This window comes from Ralstonia sp. 25mfcol4.1 (genome assembly GCF_900104095.1).
In the GTDB taxonomy this organism is placed as follows: domain Bacteria; phylum Pseudomonadota; class Gammaproteobacteria; order Burkholderiales; family Burkholderiaceae; genus Cupriavidus.
The window spans coordinates 99630-120170 of record NZ_FNJO01000014.1 but is presented as its reverse complement, the minus strand read 5'-3'; the positions used below and the strand labels follow the sequence as shown (position 1 = coordinate 120170).

The window sequence follows — 20541 nt, the reverse complement described above, 5'->3', positions numbered from 1 at the left end:
TTTTCCTTTTCGCGGCATCGTTGGCGGAACCGACGGCCAGCCGGATCCGGGACCGCAATGATGCAAAATGGCGTATGAATCACGCCAGCGAGGTGCCCGGGCGGCGTGCCAATGCCCCGAGCCTTTTCGCGCAAGACAGTCCAGTGACAGCCAATCGCCCGAATCTATTCTTTGTTGGCCTGATGGGCGCCGGCAAGACCACCGTCGGCCGCTCGGTGGCCCGACGCCTCGATTACCCGTTCTTCGACTCCGACCACGAGCTTGAAGCGCGTTGCGGCGTGAAGATTCCGGTGATCTTCGAGCACGAGGGCGAGGCCGGGTTTCGGGATCGCGAAGAGCAGATGATTGCCGAGCTGACCGGCCGCACCGGCATCGTGCTGGCCACGGGCGGCGGCGCCGTGCTGCGCGACGCCAACCGGGCGGCCCTGAAAGCCAACGGCACCGTGGTCTACCTGCGCGCGAGTCCGCATGACCTGTGGCTGCGTACGCGCCATGACCGCAACCGTCCGCTGCTCCAGACCGAAGACCCAAAAGGCCGGCTGGAGGCGCTCTACGATCAGCGCGACCCGCTCTACCGGGAAGTGGCGGATTTCATTATCGAAACCGGCAAGCCGACCGTGGCACAGCTTGCTAATATGGTTCTCATGCAACTTGAAATGGCCGGCTTCACGTTTCCATCGGTGGAAGCGGCGCCCGACACCGATCCGGTGGCTGGGCAGCCGGCGCAGGACACCCATTCATGATCACGCTGGAAGTCGATCTCGGGGCGCGTAGCTACCCCATCCATATCGGCGGCGGCCTGCTGGACCGCGCCGACCTGCTGCAGCCGCACGTGCGAGGCCAGCATGCCGTCATCGTCACCAACGAGACCGTCGGCCCGCTGTATGCGGCCCGCGTCGAAGCGGTGCTGGCCGGCCTGGGCAAGACTGTCCGGACGGTAGTGCTGCCGGACGGCGAACGCTTCAAGCAGTGGGAAACGCTGAACCTGGTCTTCGACGCACTGCTGCAGGCGGGCGCCGACCGCAAGACCACGCTGGTCGCGCTGGGCGGTGGCGTGGTGGGCGACATGACCGGCTTTGCCGCCGCCTGCTACATGCGCGGAGTGCCGTTCGTCCAGATGCCGACCACGCTGCTGTCACAGGTGGATTCGTCGGTCGGTGGCAAGACCGGCATCAACCACCCGCTCGGCAAGAACATGATCGGGGCGTTCCACCAGCCCAACGCGGTGATCGCCGACATCGACACGCTGAAGACGCTGCCGCCGCGCGAGCTGGCCGCCGGCCTGGCCGAGGTGATCAAGCACGGCGCGATCGCCGATGCGGATTACTTTGCCTGGATCGAGGACAACATCGCCGCGCTCAACGCCTGTGACACTGGCACGATGGCCGAGGCGGTGCGGCGCTCGTGCGAGATCAAGGCCGGCGTGGTGGCCCAGGACGAGCGCGAAGGCGGCCTGCGGGCGATCCTGAATTTCGGACACACGTTCGGCCATGCCATCGAAGCCGGCATGGGCTATGGCGAGTGGCTCCACGGCGAGGCGGTGGGCTGCGGCATGGTGATGGCGGCCGATCTGTCGCATCGCCTGGGATTCATCGACGTCGAGACCCGTGCGCGTATCCGTACGCTGACGCAGGCGGCGCTGCTGCCCGTGGTGGCGCCGGACCTGGGTATCGACCGCTATATCGAACTGATGAAGGTGGACAAGAAGGCAGAGGCAGGCAGCATCAAGTTCATCCTGCTGCGCAAGCTTGGCGAGGCGTTCATTACCACCGTGCCCGATCCGGACCTGCGTGACACGCTGCGCCACGCCGTCCTGAAACCTCCCGTAGAGGCGCCGGTCGCGTAAGCGCCTGGTTATGCCTTGCAACCCTGAACCAGCAACGGAATAACGGATTGCCCGCATGACCACCGCTCCTGCGACTGACCTCGAAGCCCATCTCGCCCCTTATGCCGCGCGCTCCGCAAAGACGCGCGGCCGGGTGCATGCCGAACCAGCCTCGTCCTCGCGCAGTGAATTCCAGCGCGACCGCGACCGCGTGATCCACAGCACGGCCTTCCGCCGGCTCGAATACAAGACGCAGGTCTTCGTCAACCATGAAGGCGACCTGTTCCGCACGCGGCTGACGCACAGCCTGGAGGTGGCGCAGATCGCCCGCTCCATCGCGCGCAACCTGCGGCTCAACGAAGATCTGGTCGAGGCGATCTCGCTGGCCCACGATCTGGGCCACACGCCGTTCGGCCACGCGGGACAGGACGCGCTGAACGGCTGCATGAAGAACCACGGCGGATTCGAGCACAACCTGCAGAGCCTGCTGGTGGTCGACGAGCTGGAGGAACGCTACGGCGGCTTCAACGGGCTGAACCTGACGTTCGAGACGCGCGAGGGCATCCTCAAGCATTGCTCGCGCGTCAATGCTGCGGCGCTCGGCGAGCTGGGGCGGCGTTTCCTGGAGGGTGCGCAGCCGTCGCTGGAGGCTCAGCTGGCCAATCTGGCCGACGAGATTGCCTACAACAACCACGATATCGACGACGGCCTGCGCTCCGGCCTGCTGACGCTGGAGCAGCTGGACGAAGTGCCGATGTGGGGCCGCCATCGCGCAGAGGTGGCAGCGGCGTTCCCGGGCATCAACGGGCGCCGGGCGATCAACGAGACGGTCCGGCGCATGATCAATACGCTGATCGTCGATCTGATCGAGACGACCGGCCGCAATATCGCCGCCGCCAATCCGAAGTCGATTGCCGACGTGCGCGCTGCCGGGCCGCTGGTCTCGTTCAGCCCGAAGATCCACGAAGAAGCCGCGGCGCTGAAGCGTTTCCTGTTCCGCCACCTGTACCGGCATTACCTGGTCATGCGCATGTCGGCCAAGGCGCAGCGCATCATCACCGACCTGTTCGGCGCCTTCATGCAGGACTCGCGTCTGCTGCCGCCGCAGTACCAGGCCGGCCACGGCGCCGACCAGCCGCGCCTGATCGCCCACTACATCGCCGGCATGACGGATCGCTATGCCATCCGCGAGCACCGGCGCATCTTCGCGGTCAGCGAGAGCAACTCGATCGGCTGAGAAAAGCAGTCCGCCAAAAACGGGGACAGATCAGGTTATCATGCGGGCATCTTTCCTCCGGGATGCCCGATGGCCCGCCTTCCCCGTTTCTCCCCCGCCGGCCTGCCGACCATGGTGTTGCAGCGCGGCAACAACCGCCAGCCCGTCTTTCTGGGTACGGACGACTACCTGCACTACCTCGACTGCCTGCGCATGGCGGCTCGCGAGCATGAGCTGGCCATCCACGCCTATGCGCTGCGGCCTAACCATATCCATCTGGTAGCGACCCCGAAGGGCCCCGATTCGCTGAGCCTGACCATGCAGGCGGTAGGGCGGCGCTACGCCCGCCACTTCAACCGCGTGGCCGATCGCACGGGCACCCTCTGGGAGGGCCGCTTCCGATCGGCGGTCATCGAGGCCGAGACCTGGCTGCTGCCGGCGATGCTCTATGTGGAAGGCAATGCCGTGCGCGCCGGCGACGTGACCGCGCCAGAGGCGGATCGCTGGAGCAGCTACCGGCATCACGCTGGCTTTGAGTCCCAGCCGATTGTGAGTGATCACTCCATTTATTGGGACCTCGGCAATACGCCATTCGAGCGACAGTCCAACTACCGCGCGTTGACGTCGGAGGGTTTGTCCGGCCGCACGCTCGCCACGCTGCAGAAGCACGCCCATAGCGGCTGGCCTTTGGGCAGCGATGCGTTCCTGGTGCAACTCGAGCGTCACGCCACGCGCCGCGTGCAGCCCCTGCCAAAAGGCCGACCAAGAAAGTCGGTTATTTCAGATGCCGAAGTCGCGGAGGCGGCTGTCTCCAGGGAAAGCTGACGATGCGCACTACTTCAGTGCAAATATGCGTCGAAACTAATATGTCCCCATTTAAAATGGCGTTGGCGATGGTGCAATATTTAATGTGTTCTGACCCCATTTAATAATTTTGCGAGGCTCGGACGATTCTCTTATAGTTGCTCCACCCACAGTCATTGTGCGGCGCGTCACGCTCGTGTACGCCGCTGCGGTCCCAGCTGTCTGCCACGCCCGATCAAGAGGCCCCCCGCGACAGCCCATCCCGTTCGGTCTATGCCCTTGCTGGCTGCGCAGCCTTCACCGGAATTCAGCCCGTGGACCACTCGCAACAATCTTCCGACCTCGCCGCCCGCCCCCAGGCCCAGGGCCTGTACGACCCCACCAACGAGCATGACGCCTGCGGCGTCGGCATGGTGGCGCATATCAAGGGCAAGAAATCCCACGAGATCATTTCGCAGGGTCTGAAGATCCTTGAGAACCTGGACCACCGGGGCGCAGTCGGCGCAGACGCTCTGATGGGCGATGGCGCCGGTATCCTGATCCAGATCCCCGACCAGTTCTACCGCGAAGAAATGGCCAGGCAGGGCGTGACGCTGCCGCCCAGCGGCGAATACGGCGTCGGCATGATCTTCCTGCCGAAGGAACACGCCTCGCGCCTGGCCTGCGAGCAGGAGCTTGAGCGTACCGTGCGCCTGGAAGGCCAGGTCGTACTGGGCTGGCGCGACGTGCCGGTGGACTGCAACATGCCGATGTCCCCGACCGTGCGCACCACCGAGCCGGTGATCCGCCAGATCTTCATCGGTCGTGGCCGCGACATCATGACCACCGACGCGCTGGAGCGTAAGCTCTACGTGATCCGCAAGACGGCCAGCCACGCCATCCAGGCGCTCAAGCTCAAGCACGGCAAGGAATACTTCGTGCCGTCGATGTCGGCCCGTACCGTGGTGTACAAGGGCCTGCTGCTGGCCAACCAGGTGGGCGAGTACTACCTGGACCTGCAGGATTCGCGCGCCGTGTCGGCCCTGGCTCTGGTGCACCAGCGTTTCTCGACCAACACGTTCCCGGCCTGGGAACTGGCCCACCCGTACCGCATGGTCGCCCACAACGGCGAAATCAACACGGTCAAGGGCAACGTGAACTGGGTGAACGCGCGTACCGGCGCTATCTCGTCGCCGGTGCTGGGCGACGACCTGCCCAAGCTCTGGCCGCTGATCTATCCGGGCCAGTCGGATACGGCATCGTTCGACAACTGCCTCGAACTGCTGACGATGGCCGGCTACCCGCTCGTCCACGCGATGATGATGATGATCCCGGAAGCCTGGGAACAGCACACGCTGATGGACGACAACCGTCGCGCCTTCTACGAATACCACGCCGCGATGATGGAGCCGTGGGACGGCCCCGCCGCCATCTGCTTCACCGACGGCCGCCAGATCGGTGCCACGCTGGACCGTAACGGCCTGCGTCCGGCCCGCTTCTACGTGACCGAGGACGACTTCGTCGTGCTGGCGTCGGAAGCCGGCGTGCTGCCGTTCCCCGAGTCGCGCATCGTCAACAAGTGGCGCCTGCAGCCGGGCAAGATGTTCCTGATCGACATGGAGCAGGGCCGCATCATCGACGACAAGGAACTCAAGGACAACCTGGCCAACGCCAAGCCGTACAAGAGCTGGATCGACGCCGTGCGCATCAAGCTCGACGAGCTGGAAGCCAAGCCGGAAGACGTGGCCGCCGAGAAGAAGCCGGTGTCGCCGCTGCTCGACCGCCAGCAGGCGTTCGGCTACACGCAGGAAGACGTCAAGTTCCTGATGGCGCCGATGGCGCTGGCCGGCGAGGAAGCCACGGGCTCGATGGGAAACGACTCGCCCCTGGCCGTGCTGTCGTCGAAGAACAAGACGCTGTACCACTACTTCCGCCAGCTGTTCGCGCAGGTGACCAACCCGCCGATCGACCCGATCCGCGAGAACATGGTCATGTCGCTGGTGTCGTTCATCGGTCCGAAGCCGAACCTGCTGGAACTGAACAACATCAACCCGCCGATGCGCCTCGAAGTGTCCCAGCCCGTGCTGGACTTCAAGGACATCGCCAAGATCCGCAACATCGAGCACTACACCGGCGGCAAGTTCCGTTCGTACGAACTGAACATCTGCTACCCGGTGGCGTGGGGCAAGGAAGGCATCGAAGCCCGCCTGGCATCGCTGTGCGCCGAAGCCGTGGACGCCGTGCGTTCGGGCTACAACATCCTGATCGTGTCGGACCGCCGCGTCGACGACACCCAGGTTGCCATTCCGGCGCTGCTGGCCACGTCGGCCATCCACCATCATCTGGTGGAAAAGGGCTTGCGCACGTCGGCCGGCCTGGTGGTCGAAACCGGCTCGGCCCGTGAAGTGCATCACTTCGCGCTGCTGGCCGGCTACGGCGCCGAGGCCGTGCACCCGTACCTGGCCATGGAAACGCTGGCCGACATGGCCTCGGGCCTGTCGGGCGACCTGTCGCCGGAAAAGGCGGTCAAGAACTTTGTCAAGGCAATTGGCAAGGGCCTGTTCAAGGTGATGTCGAAGATGGGCATCTCCACGTACATGTCGTACACGGGCGCCCAGATCTTCGAAGCCATCGGCCTGTCGCGCGAACTGGTGCAGAAGTACTTCCACGGCACGCCGTCGAACGTCGAGGGCATCGGCATCTTCGAGGTGGCCGAAGAGGCGCTGCGCCTGCACACCGACGCGTTCGGCAGCAACCCGGTGCTGAGCAACATGCTCGACGCCGGCGGCGAATACGCGTTCCGGATCCGCGGTGAAGAACACATGTGGACGCCGGATTCCATCGCCAAGCTGCAGCACTCCGTGCGTGCCGACGATGGCCGCGGGCAGTACCAGACTTACAAGGAATACGCGAACATCATCAACGACCAGAGCCGCCGTCACATGACGCTGCGCGGCCTGTTCGAGTTCAAGGTCGACCCGGCCCGCGCGATTCCGCTGGAAGAAGTGGAGCCGGCCAAGGAAATCGTCAAGCGTTTTGCCACGGGCGCCATGTCGCTCGGCTCGATCTCGACCGAAGCCCACGCCACGCTGGCCGTGGCGATGAACCGCATCGGCGGCAAGTCGAACACCGGCGAAGGCGGCGAGGACGAGAAGCGCTACCGCAACGAACTGCGCGGCATTCCCATCAAGCAGGGCGACTCGCTCAAGAGCATCCTGGGCGACCACGTGATCGAGAAAGACCTGGAACTCCAGGCCGGCGATTCGCTGCGCTCGAAGATCAAGCAGGTGGCATCGGGCCGTTTCGGCGTGACCGCCGAATACCTAGCATCGGCCGACCAGATCCAGATCAAGATGGCGCAGGGCGCCAAGCCGGGCGAAGGCGGCCAGCTGCCGGGCCACAAGGTGTCCGACTACATCGGCAAGCTGCGTTACTCGGTGCCGGGCGTGGGCCTGATCTCGCCGCCGCCGCACCACGACATCTACTCGATCGAGGATCTGGCACAGCTGATCCACGACCTGAAGAACGTGAACCCGGCGTCGGACATCTCGGTGAAGCTCGTGTCCGAAGTGGGCGTGGGTACCGTGGCCGCTGGCGTGGCCAAGGCCAAGGCCGATCACGTGGTGATCGCCGGGCATGACGGCGGCACTGGCGCATCGCCGTGGTCGTCGATCAAGTACGCCGGTTCGCCGTGGGAACTGGGTCTGGCCGAAACGCAGCAGACGCTGATGCTGAACGGCCTGCGCAACCGCATCCGCGTGCAGGCCGACGGCCAGATGAAGACCGGCCGCGACGTGGTGATCGGCGCGCTGCTGGGTGCCGACGAGTTCGGCTTCGCCACGGCACCGCTGGTGGCCGAGGGCTGCATCATGATGCGCAAGTGCCACCTGAACACCTGCCCGGTGGGCGTGGCCACGCAGGATCCGGCGCTGCGCAAGAAATTCCAGGGCAAGCCCGAGCACGTGGTGAACTTCTTCTTCTTCGTTGCGGAAGAAGCACGTGAAATCATGGCCCAGCTGGGTATCCGCACGTTCGACGAACTGATCGGCCGCGCAGACCTGCTCGACATCCGTAACGGCATCGAACACTGGAAGGCACGCGGCCTGGACTTCAGCCGCATCTTCTTCCAGGCCCCGATCCCGGCCGATGTGCCGCGCTACCACACCGACGTGCAGGATCACGGCCTGTCGGTGGAAGCCGGCAAGGCGCTGGACCACACGCTGATCGCCAAGGCCCGCCCGGCCATCGACAAGGGTGAGCGCGTGTCGTTCATCCAGCCGGTCAAGAACGTGAACCGCACGGTGGGTGCGATGCTGTCCGGCGTGGTGGCCAAGCAGTACGGCCACGAGGGCCTGCCCGACGACACGATCCACATCCAGTTCCAGGGCACGGCCGGCCAGTCGTTTGCCGCGTTCCTGGCGCACGGCATCACGATGGACCTCGTGGGCGACGCCAACGACTACGTGGGCAAGGGCCTGTCGGGCGGCCGCGTGATCGTGCGCGCACCGCACGAATTCCGTGGCGACCCGACCCGCAACATCATCGTGGGCAACACCGTGCTGTACGGCGCGCTGGCTGGCGAGGCGTTCTTCAACGGCGTGGGCGGCGAGCGTTTCGCGGTGCGTAACTCGGGTGCCACCGCCGTGGTGGAAGGCACCGGCGACCACGGCTGCGAATACATGACCGGCGGTACCGTGGTCGTGCTGGGCGGCACGGGCCGCAACTTCGCGGCCGGCATGTCGGGCGGCGTGGCCTACGTCTATGACGAGGACGGCCTGTTCGACAAGCGTTGTAACACGTCGATGGTGGCGCTGGAGGCGGTGCTCGCGTCGGCCGACCAGCAGAAGGGCCAGCCGGAATCGCAATGGCACAAGTTCAACGGCACGCGCCAGCTGGACGAAGTGATCCTGCGCAACCTGATCGAGCAGCATTTCCGCTACACCGGTTCGGAGCGCGCCAAGGCGCTGCTGGCCGACTGGACCACGGCGCGCCGCAAGTTCGTCAAGGTCTTCCCGACCGAGTACAAGCGCGCCCTGGGCGAGATGTTCGAAAAGGAACAGGCCGCCCGCGACAGCGATCGCGAAGCGGTAGCCGCCTGACCGGCAGCCACACCACGAGAGGCGCCGCGGCTACGCCTGCGGCGCCAACAAGATACTGACCCCACGCGAGGCCGGCCCGGCCGCCTCGCGCCAGCAAGACCAAGGATGCAACATGGGTAAGGCGACAGGCTTTCTCGAATTTCCGCGCCAGAACGAAGGCTACGAACCGGTAGTCAAGCGCGTGAAGCACTACAAGGAATTCGTGTTCGCGCTCTCGGACAGCGAAGCGAAGGTCCAGGGTGCCCGCTGCATGGACTGCGGTATCCCGTTCTGCAACAACGGCTGCCCGGTCAACAACATCATTCCCGACTTCAACGACCTGGTGTACCGCCAGGACTGGAAGTCGGCGATCGAAGTGCTGCACCAGACCAACAACTTCCCCGAGTTCACGGGCCGTATCTGCCCGGCACCGTGCGAGGCTGCCTGCACGCTGGGCATCAACGAACTGCCGGTTGGCATCAAGTCGATCGAGCACGCGATCATCGACAAGGCCTGGGAAGAAGGCTGGGTGGCGCCGCAGGTGCCGAAGCACAAGACCGGCAAGACCGTGGCCGTGGTCGGCTCGGGCCCCGCCGGCATGGCAGCCGCGCAGCAACTGGCGCGCGCCGGCCACGACGTGACCGTGTTCGAGAAGAACGACCGCATCGGCGGCCTGCTGCGCTACGGCATCCCCGACTTCAAGATGGAGAAGGACCTGATCGACCGCCGCATCGAGCAGATGCAGGCCGAAGGCGTGACCTTCCGCGCGGGCGTGATGGTGACCGACGGCGCGCTGCCGGCCGGCATCAAGAACTACGCGCGTGAAACCATCTCGGCACAGGCGCTGATGGACCAGTTCGACGCCGTGGTGCTGGCGGGCGGATCGGAAGTGCCGCGCGACCTGCCCGTGCCGGGCCGCGAGCTGGCCGGCGTCCACTACGCGCTGGAATTCCTGATCCCGCAGAACAAGGAAGTGGCCGGCGACGGCGCCAACGACATCCGTGCCGAAGGCAAGCACGTGATCGTGATTGGCGGCGGCGATACGGGTTCGGACTGCGTGGGCACGTCGAACCGCCATGGTGCCGCATCGGTCACGCAGTTCGAACTGCTGCCGCAGCCGCCGGAGGAAGAGAACAAGCCGCTGGTGTGGCCGTACTGGCCGATCAAGCTGCGCACGTCGTCGTCGCATGACGAGGGCTGCTCGCGCGACTGGTCGGTGGCCACCAAGGAACTGATCGGCGAGAACGGCAAGGTCACGGCGCTGAAGGCCTGCCGCGTGGAATGGAAGGACGGCAAGATGCAGGAAGTGCCGGGCAGCGAATTCGTGCTGAAGGCCGACCTGGTGCTGCTGGCCATGGGCTTCACCAACCCGGTGGGCTCGATGCTGGAAGCCTTCGGCGTGGACACTGACGCGCGCAAGAACGCCAAGGCATCGACCGAAGGCGAACGCGCCTACCAGACGAACGTGCCGAAGGTCTTCGCCGCCGGCGACGTGCGCCGCGGCCAGTCGCTGGTGGTCTGGGCCATCCGCGAAGGCCGCCAGGCCGCCCGCTCGGTGGACGCATTCCTGATGGGTCACTCCGAACTGCCGCGCTAAGCCGCTGGTTCCGGCCCTTGCTGGAAAGCACCCCCGCACGCCGGAAGGCTGCGGGGGTTTTTTGTTCTGGCCTGCGGGTTCGGCAAGCTTCGACCTACAGCACACACCCCATCAACACCGCACCCTCGCCATACGCTGCCAGCTTGTCTGCATGGCTGCCGGCTGCCAGCGGTGCGTACCCGAGCCTGCGCCAGTATGCATCGGCTGACTGGACGGCGATGAGGCGCGATGACCGTAGACCGTTCTTCATCGCCACGTTGCGTGCCGCCTCGTGGAGGCGGGCAGCGAGCCCTGCGCCGCGGCCGATCGGTGCCACGGCCATGTCATGAACGAACCACGTGAGCGGCTCGGTTTCGGGCCAGTCGCGGGCAAGCCGGCCGTTCCAGGGTGGCAGCGACCCCTCTGGCCATGCATGGGTGAACAGGTAGGCGGCCAGGGCTGGGGCGGAATGGCCGTTTTGCGATGGCGTGACCAAGGCGGCGACCCAGCAGGTAGCGGGAGACAACGTGAGCCGGCTTTCCAGGGCATCGGCAGACTCGACCAGCGCATCGCCATAGCATTGCGCCTGGATGGCCAGCACGGCGGGCAGGTCGGCCGCACGCATGGGCCGCAGGGTGAATTCAAACATCGGCCGATTATACGGGCGCTCACATTGGGGTCCGCCCGGAGAGCGTTTACGCGGTCTGTGCGCTGCCAGGCAATGTCCTTACAATTTTCTCAAACTAGATAAAAAGAGACTGCCTCGAAATCCCTTTCAGCCGATTTGGCGCCGTAACGGTGGGTACGGCCCGGAGGAAATTGATGCCCGAAGTACGCAATTGCATGCGGCTTTGGCGAGGTATAGCGAAGTTGCCAATACTCGCTGCAAGATGGACGGGGTGTGTGGTTGCCGTTGCGCTATGCACGGCGACGGCCCTCGCTCAGCCTCCCGCGGTCGCCCAGCTTGCCAGCATCCCGTCTGCCGCGCGCGCGGAATCGCCGGCCCGTCAGGTCTCGTTCCCGGCCCGGCCGCTGCGCATGATCGTGCCGTTTCCGGCCGGTGGCGTTGCCGATGCCGTTGCGCGACTGCTGGCGGAACGGTTATCCCAGCGGCTTGGCGTGCCCGTCGAGGTGGACAATCGCCCGGGCGCGGCCGGCACCATGGCCGGCGACCTCGTGGCCAAGGCCAGTTCCGACGGCCACACGCTGCTGTTCCATCAGGCCAACATGCTGATCCAGCCCGGACTGGAACCGGTGCCCTATGACGTGATGCGCGATTTCACCCCCGTCGCGCGGGTGGCCGCTACGCCGGTGTTCCTGGTGATCGATGGTCATTTGCCGATGACGACACCCCAGCAGTGGGTCACGGCCGTGCGGTCGAACCCGGCGTCGTACAACTACGGCTATGGCCAGCCGGGCAGCCCGTCGCATCTATATGCCGAATATGCGGTGCGGGGTATGCCAACCAGCGTGCCGCTGGTGATGGCCAAGGGCGAAAGCGCAGTGGTGCAGGAAATGCTCGCCGGCCGGATCAGCGCCTGTTTCTGTTCCTGGGCCGCGGTGCAGACCCATGTGCGCTCGGGTGCGCTGCGGATCCTGGGCGTGACCGGGCCGGTGCGTTCGCCGCTGTCGCCCCAGGTGCCGACGCTGCAGGAGACCGGCATGGAGGGCTACGGGGCGCTGGCCTGGTATGGCGTGATGGCCCCGGCCAAGACGCCCCGGGCAATCGTGGCGCGACTGGCCACCGAACTGGACAGTGTGACCAGCGAGCGCGGCGTGCAGGCCCAGTTGATGGCCGCCGGCCTCACGCCCGTTCGCGATTCCCCCGACGCCTTTGCCACCGCCATCCGCTCGGAATCTGTGCAATGGCAGGCCATTCTGCGCCAGGCGGGACCGCGCGCCGAACCCTGAGTGTGATCTAGTGAGTATGTGTATTAAGCCGGCGCCACACCAATGCGTCGCGATTGTTGTCGGTCATGCAATGGTGAGATCACCACACGGGACGGCGACCGATAGGTAGTAGCCCTTATAATGGCGGCCTGTCCAAATCCGGTGACATTGTGACCGCTACCGTGCCGAACCCGTCTGGCCAGGCTTTTACAGGCCCCAACGTCGTCGAACTCGCGGATGTCGATTTTGCATACGCGGCCGGCGACAAGCCCATCCTATCCGGCCTTTCCATGCGCTTTCCGCGCGGGAAAGTGGTGGCCGTCATGGGCGGTTCGGGCTGTGGCAAGACCACGGTGATGCGGCTGGTGGGCGGCATGGTGCGCCCGCAGCGCGGCCGCGTGACATTCAACGGCGCCGACATCGACGCCATGGACCAGGCCGCGCTCTACGCGGTGCGCCGCCAGATGGGCATGCTGTTCCAGTTTGGCGCGCTCTTCACTGACCTGTCGGTATTCGACAATGTCGCATTTCCGCTACGCGAGCACACCGACCTGCCTGAATCGATGATCCGGGATCTGGTGCTGATGAAGCTCAACGCGGTGGGGCTGCGCGGGGCACGGGACCTGATGCCGGCGCAGATCTCGGGCGGCATGGCGCGGCGCGTGGCGCTGGCGCGGGCCATTGCGCTGGACCCGGCCCTGCTGATGTACGACGAGCCGTTCGCCGGCCTGGATCCGATCTCGCTCGGCCTCACGGCCAACCTGATCCGCGACCTCAACGACGCGCTGGGTGCCAGCACCATCATCGTCTCGCACGACGTGCAGGAAACCTTCCAGATCGCCGATTACGTGTATTTCATTGCGAACGGCAGGATTGCCGCCGAAGGGGCGCCCGACGACCTGCGGGCGTCCAGCGACCCGTTCGTGCGCCAGTTCGTGCACGCCGAGGCCGACGGCCCGGTGCCTTTCCACTACGCCGGCCCCACGCTGGCCGAAGATTTCCTGGCCGGAGGCGCGCGTTGACCGGCTTCTTCACTACCATCGGCGCGGCGGTGCGCCAGTTCGTGGGCGGCCTGGGCCGTGCCACGCGCATGTTCCTGGCCGTGCTGGCGCTGTCGCCGGCGCTGCTGCGCCGGTTCCGGCTGATCTCGGACCAGGTGTTCTTCGTCGGGAACCTGTCGCTGGTGATCATCGCCGTGTCGGGCCTGTTCGTCGGCTTCGTGCTCGGCCTGCAGGGCTACTACACGCTGAACCGCTATGGGTCCGAGCAGGCGCTGGGCCTGCTGGTGGCGCTGTCGCTGGTGCGCGAACTGGGGCCGGTGGTGTCGGCGCTGCTGTTCGCGGGCCGCGCCGGCACGTCGCTGACCGCTGAAATCGGACTGATGAAGGCCGGCGAGCAGCTGACCGCCATGGAAATGATGGCCGTCAACCCCTTGCAGCGCGTGATCGCGCCCCGATTCTGGGCCGGTGTCATCGCCATGCCGATCCTGGCGGCGATCTTCAGCGCGGTGGGCATCCTGGGCGGTTACCTGGTTGGCGTGCAGCTGATCGGCGTGGATGCCGGCGCGTTCTGGTCGCAGATGCAAGGCGGCGTGGACGTGCGTGCCGACGTGCTGAACGGCGTGATCAAAAGCTTCACTTTTGGCATTGCGGTGACGTTCATCGCGCTGTACCAGGGGTTCGAGGCGAACCCGACGCCCGAAGGCGTTTCACGCGCCACCACGCGGACCGTGGTGATGGCGTCGCTGGCCGTGCTCGGCCTGGATTTCCTGCTGACCGCGCTGATGTTCAGCTGACAAGCATTCGACAAGAGACTCGCATGAAGAAAAATTCGCTCGACTACTGGGTGGGGTTGTTCGTGGTGGTGGGCTTCGCCGCCCTGCTGTTCCTGGCGCTGAAGGCCGGCAACATGAGCAGCCTGTCGTTCCAGGACACCTACGCGGTGACCGCGCAGTTCGACAATATCGGCGGACTGAAGCCGCGTGCGCCCGTGAAAAGTGCCGGCGTCGTGGTGGGCCGCGTGGCGTCGATCAACTTCGACGACAAGCAATACCAGGCCACGGTGACGATGAATCTGGATAAACGGTACGAGTTCCCGCGCGACACGTCGGCCAAGATCCTGACGTCGGGACTGCTTGGCGAGCAGTACATCGGGCTGGAAGCCGGCGGCGACGACAAGATGCTGGCCCAGGGCAGCAAGATCACGATGACGCAGTCGGCCGTGGTGCTGGAAAACCTGATTGGTCAGTTCCTGTACAACAAGGCGGCCGATGCCGGCGCCGGCGGCGGCAACAGCGGCAACGGCAACGCGTCCGCCCCGGCCCCGTCTCCTTCCCCTTCTTCGTCGAATGCGTCCGGCTCGGGTGCGGCGGCCTTGCCGGCCGCGCCGGGAATGGGCGGTAGCAAATGAGCACTTTTCATCGCCTGACCGCGGTTTCGCTGGTCGCGCTGGCCCTGGCCGGCTGCGCCACCGGACCCAACGCCAATCCGGCAGACCCGCTGGAGCCGTTCAACCGTGGCGTTTCCACGTTCAATGACAATCTCGACAAGTACGCGCTGAAGCCGGTGGCCGAGGGCTACCAGGACTACATCCCGTCGCCGGTGCGCACGGCGGTGGGCAACTTCTTCTCGAACGTCAGCGATGTCTACTCGGCGGCCAACAACCTGCTGCAAGGCAAGCCGTCGCGGGCAGCGGAAGACACGATGCGCGTGGCCATCAACAGCGTGCTTGGCCTGGGCGGCCTGATCGATATCGCCACGCCGGCCGGGCTGCCGAAGTACAAGGAAGACTTCGGCCAGACCATGGGCGTGTGGGGCGTGCCGCCGGGCCCGTACCTGGTGCTGCCGCTGTTCGGACCGAGCAGCGTGCGTGACGGCACCGGCATGGTGGTGGACCGCTTCATGGACCCGACCACCTATATTTCGCCGTGGTACGCGAGCCTGTCGGTGTCCACCGTGCGCGTGGTCGACGGGCGGGCCCAGCTACTGGGTGCCACCAGCCTGATCGAGGCGGCCGCGCTGGACAAGTACGCGTTCCTGCGCGATTCATACCTGCAGCGACGCGAATACCTGATCCACGACGGCAATCCGCCGTCGCAGGACGACGAGGACGCGCCGCAGCAACCCCAGCAGAAGGCGCCGCAGGATCAGGATGGCGGCAAGCCCGCGCCGGTCGGATCCGATACCAAAGAGGGCTGATGCGCCGTGGGCAGCCCGCAAGGTCTGCACCGCCAGCCTAGTCACGACAATGCCTGGCCGCGCCTGTGAGCGCGCTGTGAGGCCTGAAACAAAGTGTATGAAAGTGGCGTTTAATGCATGTACGGGTACCATGCCCGGCTGACGCCTGTGTTTCAATGATTTCCGATGGCGGTGCGTTGTTGCCCTGTCGGATGGGCGCGAACCTGCCGATACCCTGCAGGTGACGTCCCCGGAAAGAAAGGAAAAAATTCACATGATCAAGCGACTGCTGCTTCCCTTCCTCACTGTTGTTGCCTTTGCCGGCGCCGGCGCCGCGCAGGCGCAGCAGGCCGACGCCTCGACGCCGGACGGCCTGGTCAAGGGCGTGGTGAACGACGTGATGTCCACCGTGCAGTCCGACAAGGACATGCAGGCCGGCAATATCGGCAAGATCACCCAGCTCGTCGAGCAGAAGATCCTGCCGCACGCCAACTTCACGCGCACCACGCAGATCGCCATGGGCCGCAACTGGTCGAAGGCCACGCCGGAACAGCAGAAGGTGATTACCGACGAGTTCAAGACGCTGCTGATCCGTACCTACGCGGGCGCCATTGCCCAGATCCGCGACCAGAAGGTGCAGTTCCGTCCCTATCGCGGCACGGCTGACGACACCGACGCCACGATCCGCACCCAGGTCATCAACAAGGGCGAGCCGATCCAGATGGACTATCGCCTGGAAAAGACGCCCGAGGGCTGGAAGGTCTATGACATCAACGTGCTGGGCGCCTGGCTGACCGAGGCGTACAAGGGCAGCTTCAACACCATCGCCAACCAGCAGGGTGTGGACGGCGTCATCAAGACGCTGCAGGACCGCAACCGCCAACTGGCCAACGCCAAGAGCTGAGCGGCCGATCGGCGCGATTCTGGTTGCGCCGCAGCACGGCGCGGCCAAACTGGTCTACAATGGCCAGACGCTCCCGCCTCCGGGCGGGAGTTTTCATTTCGATAAGCCCGTTTCACGTTTCCAGCATCCATTCATGCCTGCCCTTGGCTCCTCGCTGACCAACCGCAACGCCGCCATCGTGCTGCGTGACGGCCTGTCGCGCGTGCAGCAGGGCGACGTGACGGTGGATTGCAGCGCGCTGACGCAGGTGGATTCCTCCGCCGTCGCCGTGCTGCTGGCCTGGCAGCGGGCTGCCGCCGAGCGCGGCCAGTCGCTGGCTATTGCCGGTGCGTCGCCGCAGTTGCGTTCGCTGGCCACCCTCTATGGGGTCGAAGGCCTGCTGGGCCTGGCTACCGCCACGGCTACCCACCCGGAACACCACCACCACCGACATTGAACCGGCATCCGTCGCCGCGCGCGCCATTGCGTGCGGCCATGCGATGCCACGGCGTCGGGCCGAGGGCCTGGCGCCGCGCCGGGCAGAGCGGGGGAACCCCCTCATCCCCTATAATTCCGGGTTGTTCGTCCCCAAGTCGCCCCCAAGTGCCCTGACACGATCCACAGGTGCTGCGCGGCTAACCTCAGGGGCGCCCCCCAAATCCAGGTAAGGCTGACCGCCAAGCGGCCCCATCCCAAGACATTCGGCCATGAAAGCCATCGAAATTACCGATGTCCGCAAGCGTTACCGCAACCTGCAGGCGCTCAAGGGTGTCAGTTTCAGCGTCGAGCGCGGCGAATTCTTCGGCCTGCTCGGCCCCAACGGCGCGGGCAAGACCACGCTGATTTCCATTCTGGCCGGTCTGAACCGCGCCGATTCGGGTACGGTCAGCGTGCTCGGCCACGATGTGGTGGACGACTACCGCATGGCGCGCCGCATGCTGGGCGTGGTGCCCCAGGAGCTGGTTTTCGATCCGTTCTTCACGGTGCGCGAGACGCTGCGGCTGCAGTCGGGCTATTTCGGCCTGCCGCGCAACGACGACTGGATCGACGAGATCATGGCCAACCTCGATCTCACCAACAAGGCCGACAGCAACATGCGCCAGCTGTCGGGCGGCATGAAGCGCCGCGTACTGGTGGCCCAGGCGCTGGTGCACCGTCCGCCCGTGATCGTGCTGGACGAACCCACCGCCGGCGTGGACGTGGAGCTGCGCCAGACCCTGTGGAAATTCATTTCGCGCCTGAACCGCGAAGGCCACACGATCATCCTGACCACCCACTACCTGGAAGAAGCCGAGGCACTCTGCGACCGCATCGCCATGCTCAAGTTCGGCGAGGTGGTGGCGCTGGACCGCACCAGCAGCCTGCTCAACCAGTTTGCGGGCCTGCAACTGGTTCTGACCCTGTCGAAGGGTACCCTGCCGGCCGAGCTCGACGCACTGCGCACGCCGGGCAATCCGGGCGAGCGCGCGCATCGCCTGCGGCTGTCGGGCTACGAGGCTGTGGAGCCCATCCTGGCCGCGCTGCGCGCAGCCGGTTGTGAAATCGAAGACATGGAAATCAGCAAGGCCGACCTGGAGGACGTGTTCGTGCAGATCATGCGCCGCGAGGGCGAGATGCCCGGCAGCACGCCGAACGCCGCCATGGAGGCCGCGGCATGAAGAATCCCGTCGAGGTCAATGTGGCCCAGCGCGAGGAACAGCGTCTGGCATCGATGAAAGTCGGCGGCCTGATCGGCTTCCGCACGCTGCTCTACAAGGAAGTGCTGCGCTTCTGGAAGGTATCGTTCCAGACCGTGGCCGCGCCGGTGCTGACCGCCGTGCTGTACCTGCTGATCTTCGGCCATGTGCTCGAAGACCGCGTGCGCGTCTATGACCAGATCAGCTATACCGCTTTCCTGGTGCCAGGCCTGGTGATGATGAGCGTGCTGCAGAACGCGTTCGCCAACAGTTCGTCATCGCTGATCCAGTCCAAGATCACCGGCAACCTGGTGTTCATCCTGCTGCCGCCGCTGTCGCACTGGGAGATGTTCGGCGCCTATGTGGCGGCGTCGATCATCCGCGGGCTATGCGTGGGCCTGGGCGTGCTGCTGGTGACGGCATGGTTTGCGCACCTGCATTTCGCGCATCCGCTGTGGATCCTGGTGTTCGGGCTGGCCGGCGCGGGCATCCTGGGCACGCTGGGCCTGATCGCCGGCATCTGGGCCGAGAAGTTTGACCAACTGGCCGCGTTCCAGAACTTTCTGATCATGCCGGCCACGTTCCTGTCCGGCGTGTTCTATTCGATTCATTCCTTGCCGCCGTTCTGGCAGGCCGTGTCGCACGCCAACCCGTTCTTCTACATGATCGACGGCTTCCGCTTCGGCTTCTTCGGCGTGTCCGACGTGCCGCCGCTGCACAGCCTGGCCGTGGTGGTCGTGGCATTCGTGGTGCTGGCCGCGCTGGCGCTGCGCCTGCTGCGCAAGGGTTACAAGCTGCGGCACTGATTTGCCGCAAATCACCGAATTCACAGAGACAGACATGCTGCCTACTCCGGAACAAGTCAGGGATTACATTGCCCAAGGATTGCCCTGCGAACATCTGCACGTGGAGGGCGACGGCCAGCACTTCTTCGCCACGATCGTCAGCGGAGAGTTCGAGGGCAAGCGCCTGATCCAGCGGCACCAGCGCGTCTACGCGGCGCTGGGCGACCGCATGCGGGCCGAGATCCATGCGCTGTCGATGAAAACGCTGACGCCGGCCGAATGGCAGGCCGACGGCGCCAAATAAGGCGTCGACACCTCACAAGACAACACACCGGCGGAAGCAACCCCGCCGGCTGACAAGACAGAAACATGGACAAATTCCAGATCCAGGGCAACGGGCCGCTCAAGGGCGAAGTCCGCGTCTCGGGCGCCAAGAACGCCGCGCTGCCCATCCTGTGCGCCGGCCTGCTGACCGCCGACACCGTATCGCTCTCCAACGTGCCCGACCTGCAGGACACGCGCACCATGCTCAAGCTGCTGCGCCAGATGGGCATGCAGGCCGACATGGTCGATGGCGTGGCCACGCTGAACGGCGCCGACATCAATTCGCCGGAAGCTTCCTACGACCTCGTGAAGACCATGCGTGCGTCGATCCTGGTGCTCGGCCCGCTGGTGGCCCGCTTCGGCGAGGCCCGCGTGTCGTTGCCCGGCGGCTGCGGCATTGGCGCACGCCCCGTGGACCAGCACATCAAGGGCCTGCAGGCCATGGGTGCGGAAATCAACATCGAGCACGGCTTCATCCATGCCCGGGCCAGCCGCCTGAAGGGCGCCCGCGTGGTGACGGACATGATTACCGTGACCGGCACCGAGAACCTGCTGATGGCCGCCACGCTGGCCGAAGGCGAGACCGTGCTGGAAAACGCCGCGCGCGAGCCCGAGGTGACCGATCTGGCCGAACTGCTGGTCAAGATGGGCGCGAAGATCGAGGGGATCGGCACCGACCGCCTGATCGTGCAAGGCGTGGACAAGCTCCACGGCGCGCAGCACAGCGTGGTGGCCGACCGTATCGAAGCCGGCACGTTCCTGTGCGCGGCCGCCGCGTCGCTGGGCGACATCGTCGTGCGCGACATCCCGCCGCTGATCCTGGACGCCGTGCTGGTCAAGCTGCGCGAGACCGGCGCCACGGTGGAGACCGGCGACGACTGGATCCGCCTGGCCATGCCGCAACGCCCGCAGGCCGTGAGCTTCCGGACGTCGGAATACCCGGCCTTCCCGACCGACATGCAGGCCCAGTTCATGGCCCTGAACGCGGTGGCCGACGGCACGGCGCGCATCACCGAGACGATCTTCGAAAACCGCTTCATGCACGTGCAGGAGCTGAACCGTCTGGGCGCGAACATCACGGCCGAGGGCAACACCGCGGTGGTGACCGGCGTGCCGCGCCTGTCGGGGGCCAACGTGATGGCCACCGACCTGCGCGCGTCGGCCAGTCTCGTCATTGCCGGCCTGGTGGCCGATGGCGAAACGACGATCGACCGGATCTACCATCTGGATCGCGGCTACGACCGCATGGAAGACAAGCTGTCGGCCGTCGGCGCGAAGATCCGCCGGATCGCCTGAGCCAGAAGCCGCCGCCCCAAGCCGCCCCGAACC

Annotated in this window: 18 protein-coding genes; 17 read left to right on the top strand and 1 reads right to left on the bottom strand. The window is 65.5% G+C overall.

Annotated elements, in window-relative coordinates; translation table 11 throughout:
• The first annotated feature begins 143 nt into the window (after window positions 1–143).
• The 6 genes from BLQ58_RS29555 (at window position 144) to BLQ58_RS22315 (ending at window position 10499) form a co-directional block, all read left to right on the top strand.
• The gene (locus BLQ58_RS29555) at window positions 144–743 is read left to right on the top strand and encodes a shikimate kinase (protein ID WP_092602224.1); all 600 of its coding nucleotides are present in this window, start codon (window positions 144–146) and stop codon (window positions 741–743) included.
• The gene (aroB, locus tag BLQ58_RS22335) at window positions 740–1846 is read left to right on the top strand and encodes a 3-dehydroquinate synthase (protein ID WP_092602144.1); all 1107 of its coding nucleotides are present in this window, start codon (window positions 740–742) and stop codon (window positions 1844–1846) included. Before BLQ58_RS29555 ends, aroB begins: the two co-directional genes overlap by 4 nt.
• 55 nt (window positions 1847–1901) lie before the next feature.
• Window positions 1902–3062: a deoxyguanosinetriphosphate triphosphohydrolase gene (locus BLQ58_RS22330; protein WP_092602142.1), complete on the top strand. Its 1161-nt coding sequence runs from the start codon at window positions 1902–1904 to the stop codon at window positions 3060–3062.
• A gap of 69 nt (window positions 3063–3131) precedes the next feature.
• On the top strand, window positions 3132–3866 hold the full coding sequence (locus tag BLQ58_RS22325; protein WP_092602140.1) for a transposase: 735 nt from the start codon (window positions 3132–3134) through the stop codon (window positions 3864–3866).
• A 389-nt stretch (window positions 3867–4255) separates the two neighbouring features.
• On the top strand, window positions 4256–8923 hold the full coding sequence (locus BLQ58_RS22320; protein WP_254776069.1) for a glutamate synthase-related protein: 4668 nt from the start codon (window positions 4256–4258) through the stop codon (window positions 8921–8923).
• Window positions 8924–9035: 112 nt separating this feature from the next.
• Window positions 9036–10499, top strand: coding sequence for a glutamate synthase subunit beta (locus tag BLQ58_RS22315; RefSeq protein ID WP_092602136.1), 1464 nt, complete (start codon window positions 9036–9038; stop codon window positions 10497–10499).
• A 94-nt stretch (window positions 10500–10593) separates the two neighbouring features.
• Here the strand turns inward: BLQ58_RS22315 and BLQ58_RS22310 are convergent, their stop codons facing one another.
• Entirely contained in the window at window positions 10594–11127 is a 534-nt protein-coding gene (locus tag BLQ58_RS22310; protein WP_092602134.1) for a GNAT family N-acetyltransferase, read from the bottom strand.
• A 173-nt stretch (window positions 11128–11300) separates the two neighbouring features.
• On the opposite strand from BLQ58_RS22310, the gene BLQ58_RS22305 reads away from it, so the two are divergent.
• The 11 genes from BLQ58_RS22305 (at window position 11301) to murA (ending at window position 20508) form a co-directional block, all read left to right on the top strand.
• The gene (locus tag BLQ58_RS22305; protein WP_092602133.1) at window positions 11301–12389 is read left to right on the top strand and encodes a Bug family tripartite tricarboxylate transporter substrate binding protein; all 1089 of its coding nucleotides are present in this window, start codon (window positions 11301–11303) and stop codon (window positions 12387–12389) included.
• A 149-nt stretch (window positions 12390–12538) separates the two neighbouring features.
• Window positions 12539–13390, top strand: coding sequence for an ABC transporter ATP-binding protein (locus BLQ58_RS22300; protein WP_092602131.1), 852 nt, complete (start codon window positions 12539–12541; stop codon window positions 13388–13390).
• The gene (mlaE, locus tag BLQ58_RS22295) at window positions 13387–14163 is read left to right on the top strand and encodes a lipid asymmetry maintenance ABC transporter permease subunit MlaE (protein ID WP_092602129.1); all 777 of its coding nucleotides are present in this window, start codon (window positions 13387–13389) and stop codon (window positions 14161–14163) included. Before BLQ58_RS22300 ends, mlaE begins: the two co-directional genes overlap by 4 nt.
• A gap of 23 nt (window positions 14164–14186) precedes the next feature.
• Window positions 14187–14777 carry an outer membrane lipid asymmetry maintenance protein MlaD gene (gene mlaD, locus BLQ58_RS22290; RefSeq protein WP_092602127.1) on the top strand — a complete coding sequence of 197 codons (591 nt, stop codon included), beginning with the start codon at window positions 14187–14189 and terminating at the stop codon, window positions 14775–14777.
• Window positions 14774–15565, top strand: a complete 792-nt coding sequence (locus BLQ58_RS22285) for an MlaA family lipoprotein (protein WP_092602125.1) — start codon at window positions 14774–14776, stop codon at window positions 15563–15565. Before mlaD ends, BLQ58_RS22285 begins: the two co-directional genes overlap by 4 nt.
• Before the next feature lie 253 nt (window positions 15566–15818).
• Window positions 15819–16448: an MlaC/ttg2D family ABC transporter substrate-binding protein gene (locus tag BLQ58_RS22280; RefSeq protein ID WP_092602123.1), complete on the top strand. Its 630-nt coding sequence runs from the start codon at window positions 15819–15821 to the stop codon at window positions 16446–16448.
• Window positions 16449–16581: 133 nt separating this feature from the next.
• On the top strand, window positions 16582–16884 hold the full coding sequence (locus tag BLQ58_RS22275) for an STAS domain-containing protein (protein ID WP_092602121.1): 303 nt from the start codon (window positions 16582–16584) through the stop codon (window positions 16882–16884).
• 250 nt (window positions 16885–17134) lie between these two features.
• Window positions 17135–18085: an ABC transporter ATP-binding protein gene (locus tag BLQ58_RS22270; RefSeq protein WP_092602119.1), complete on the top strand. Its 951-nt coding sequence runs from the start codon at window positions 17135–17137 to the stop codon at window positions 18083–18085.
• 53 nt (window positions 18086–18138) lie between these two features.
• Window positions 18139–18909: an ABC transporter permease gene (locus tag BLQ58_RS22265; RefSeq protein ID WP_092602222.1), complete on the top strand. Its 771-nt coding sequence runs from the start codon at window positions 18139–18141 to the stop codon at window positions 18907–18909.
• 34 nt (window positions 18910–18943) lie between these two features.
• Window positions 18944–19192: a BolA family protein gene (locus tag BLQ58_RS22260; protein ID WP_092602220.1), complete on the top strand. Its 249-nt coding sequence runs from the start codon at window positions 18944–18946 to the stop codon at window positions 19190–19192.
• Between the two features lie 65 nt (window positions 19193–19257).
• Window positions 19258–20508: a UDP-N-acetylglucosamine 1-carboxyvinyltransferase gene (gene murA / locus BLQ58_RS22255; RefSeq protein WP_092602117.1), complete on the top strand. Its 1251-nt coding sequence runs from the start codon at window positions 19258–19260 to the stop codon at window positions 20506–20508.
• Window positions 20509–20541: the final 33 nt, after the last annotated feature.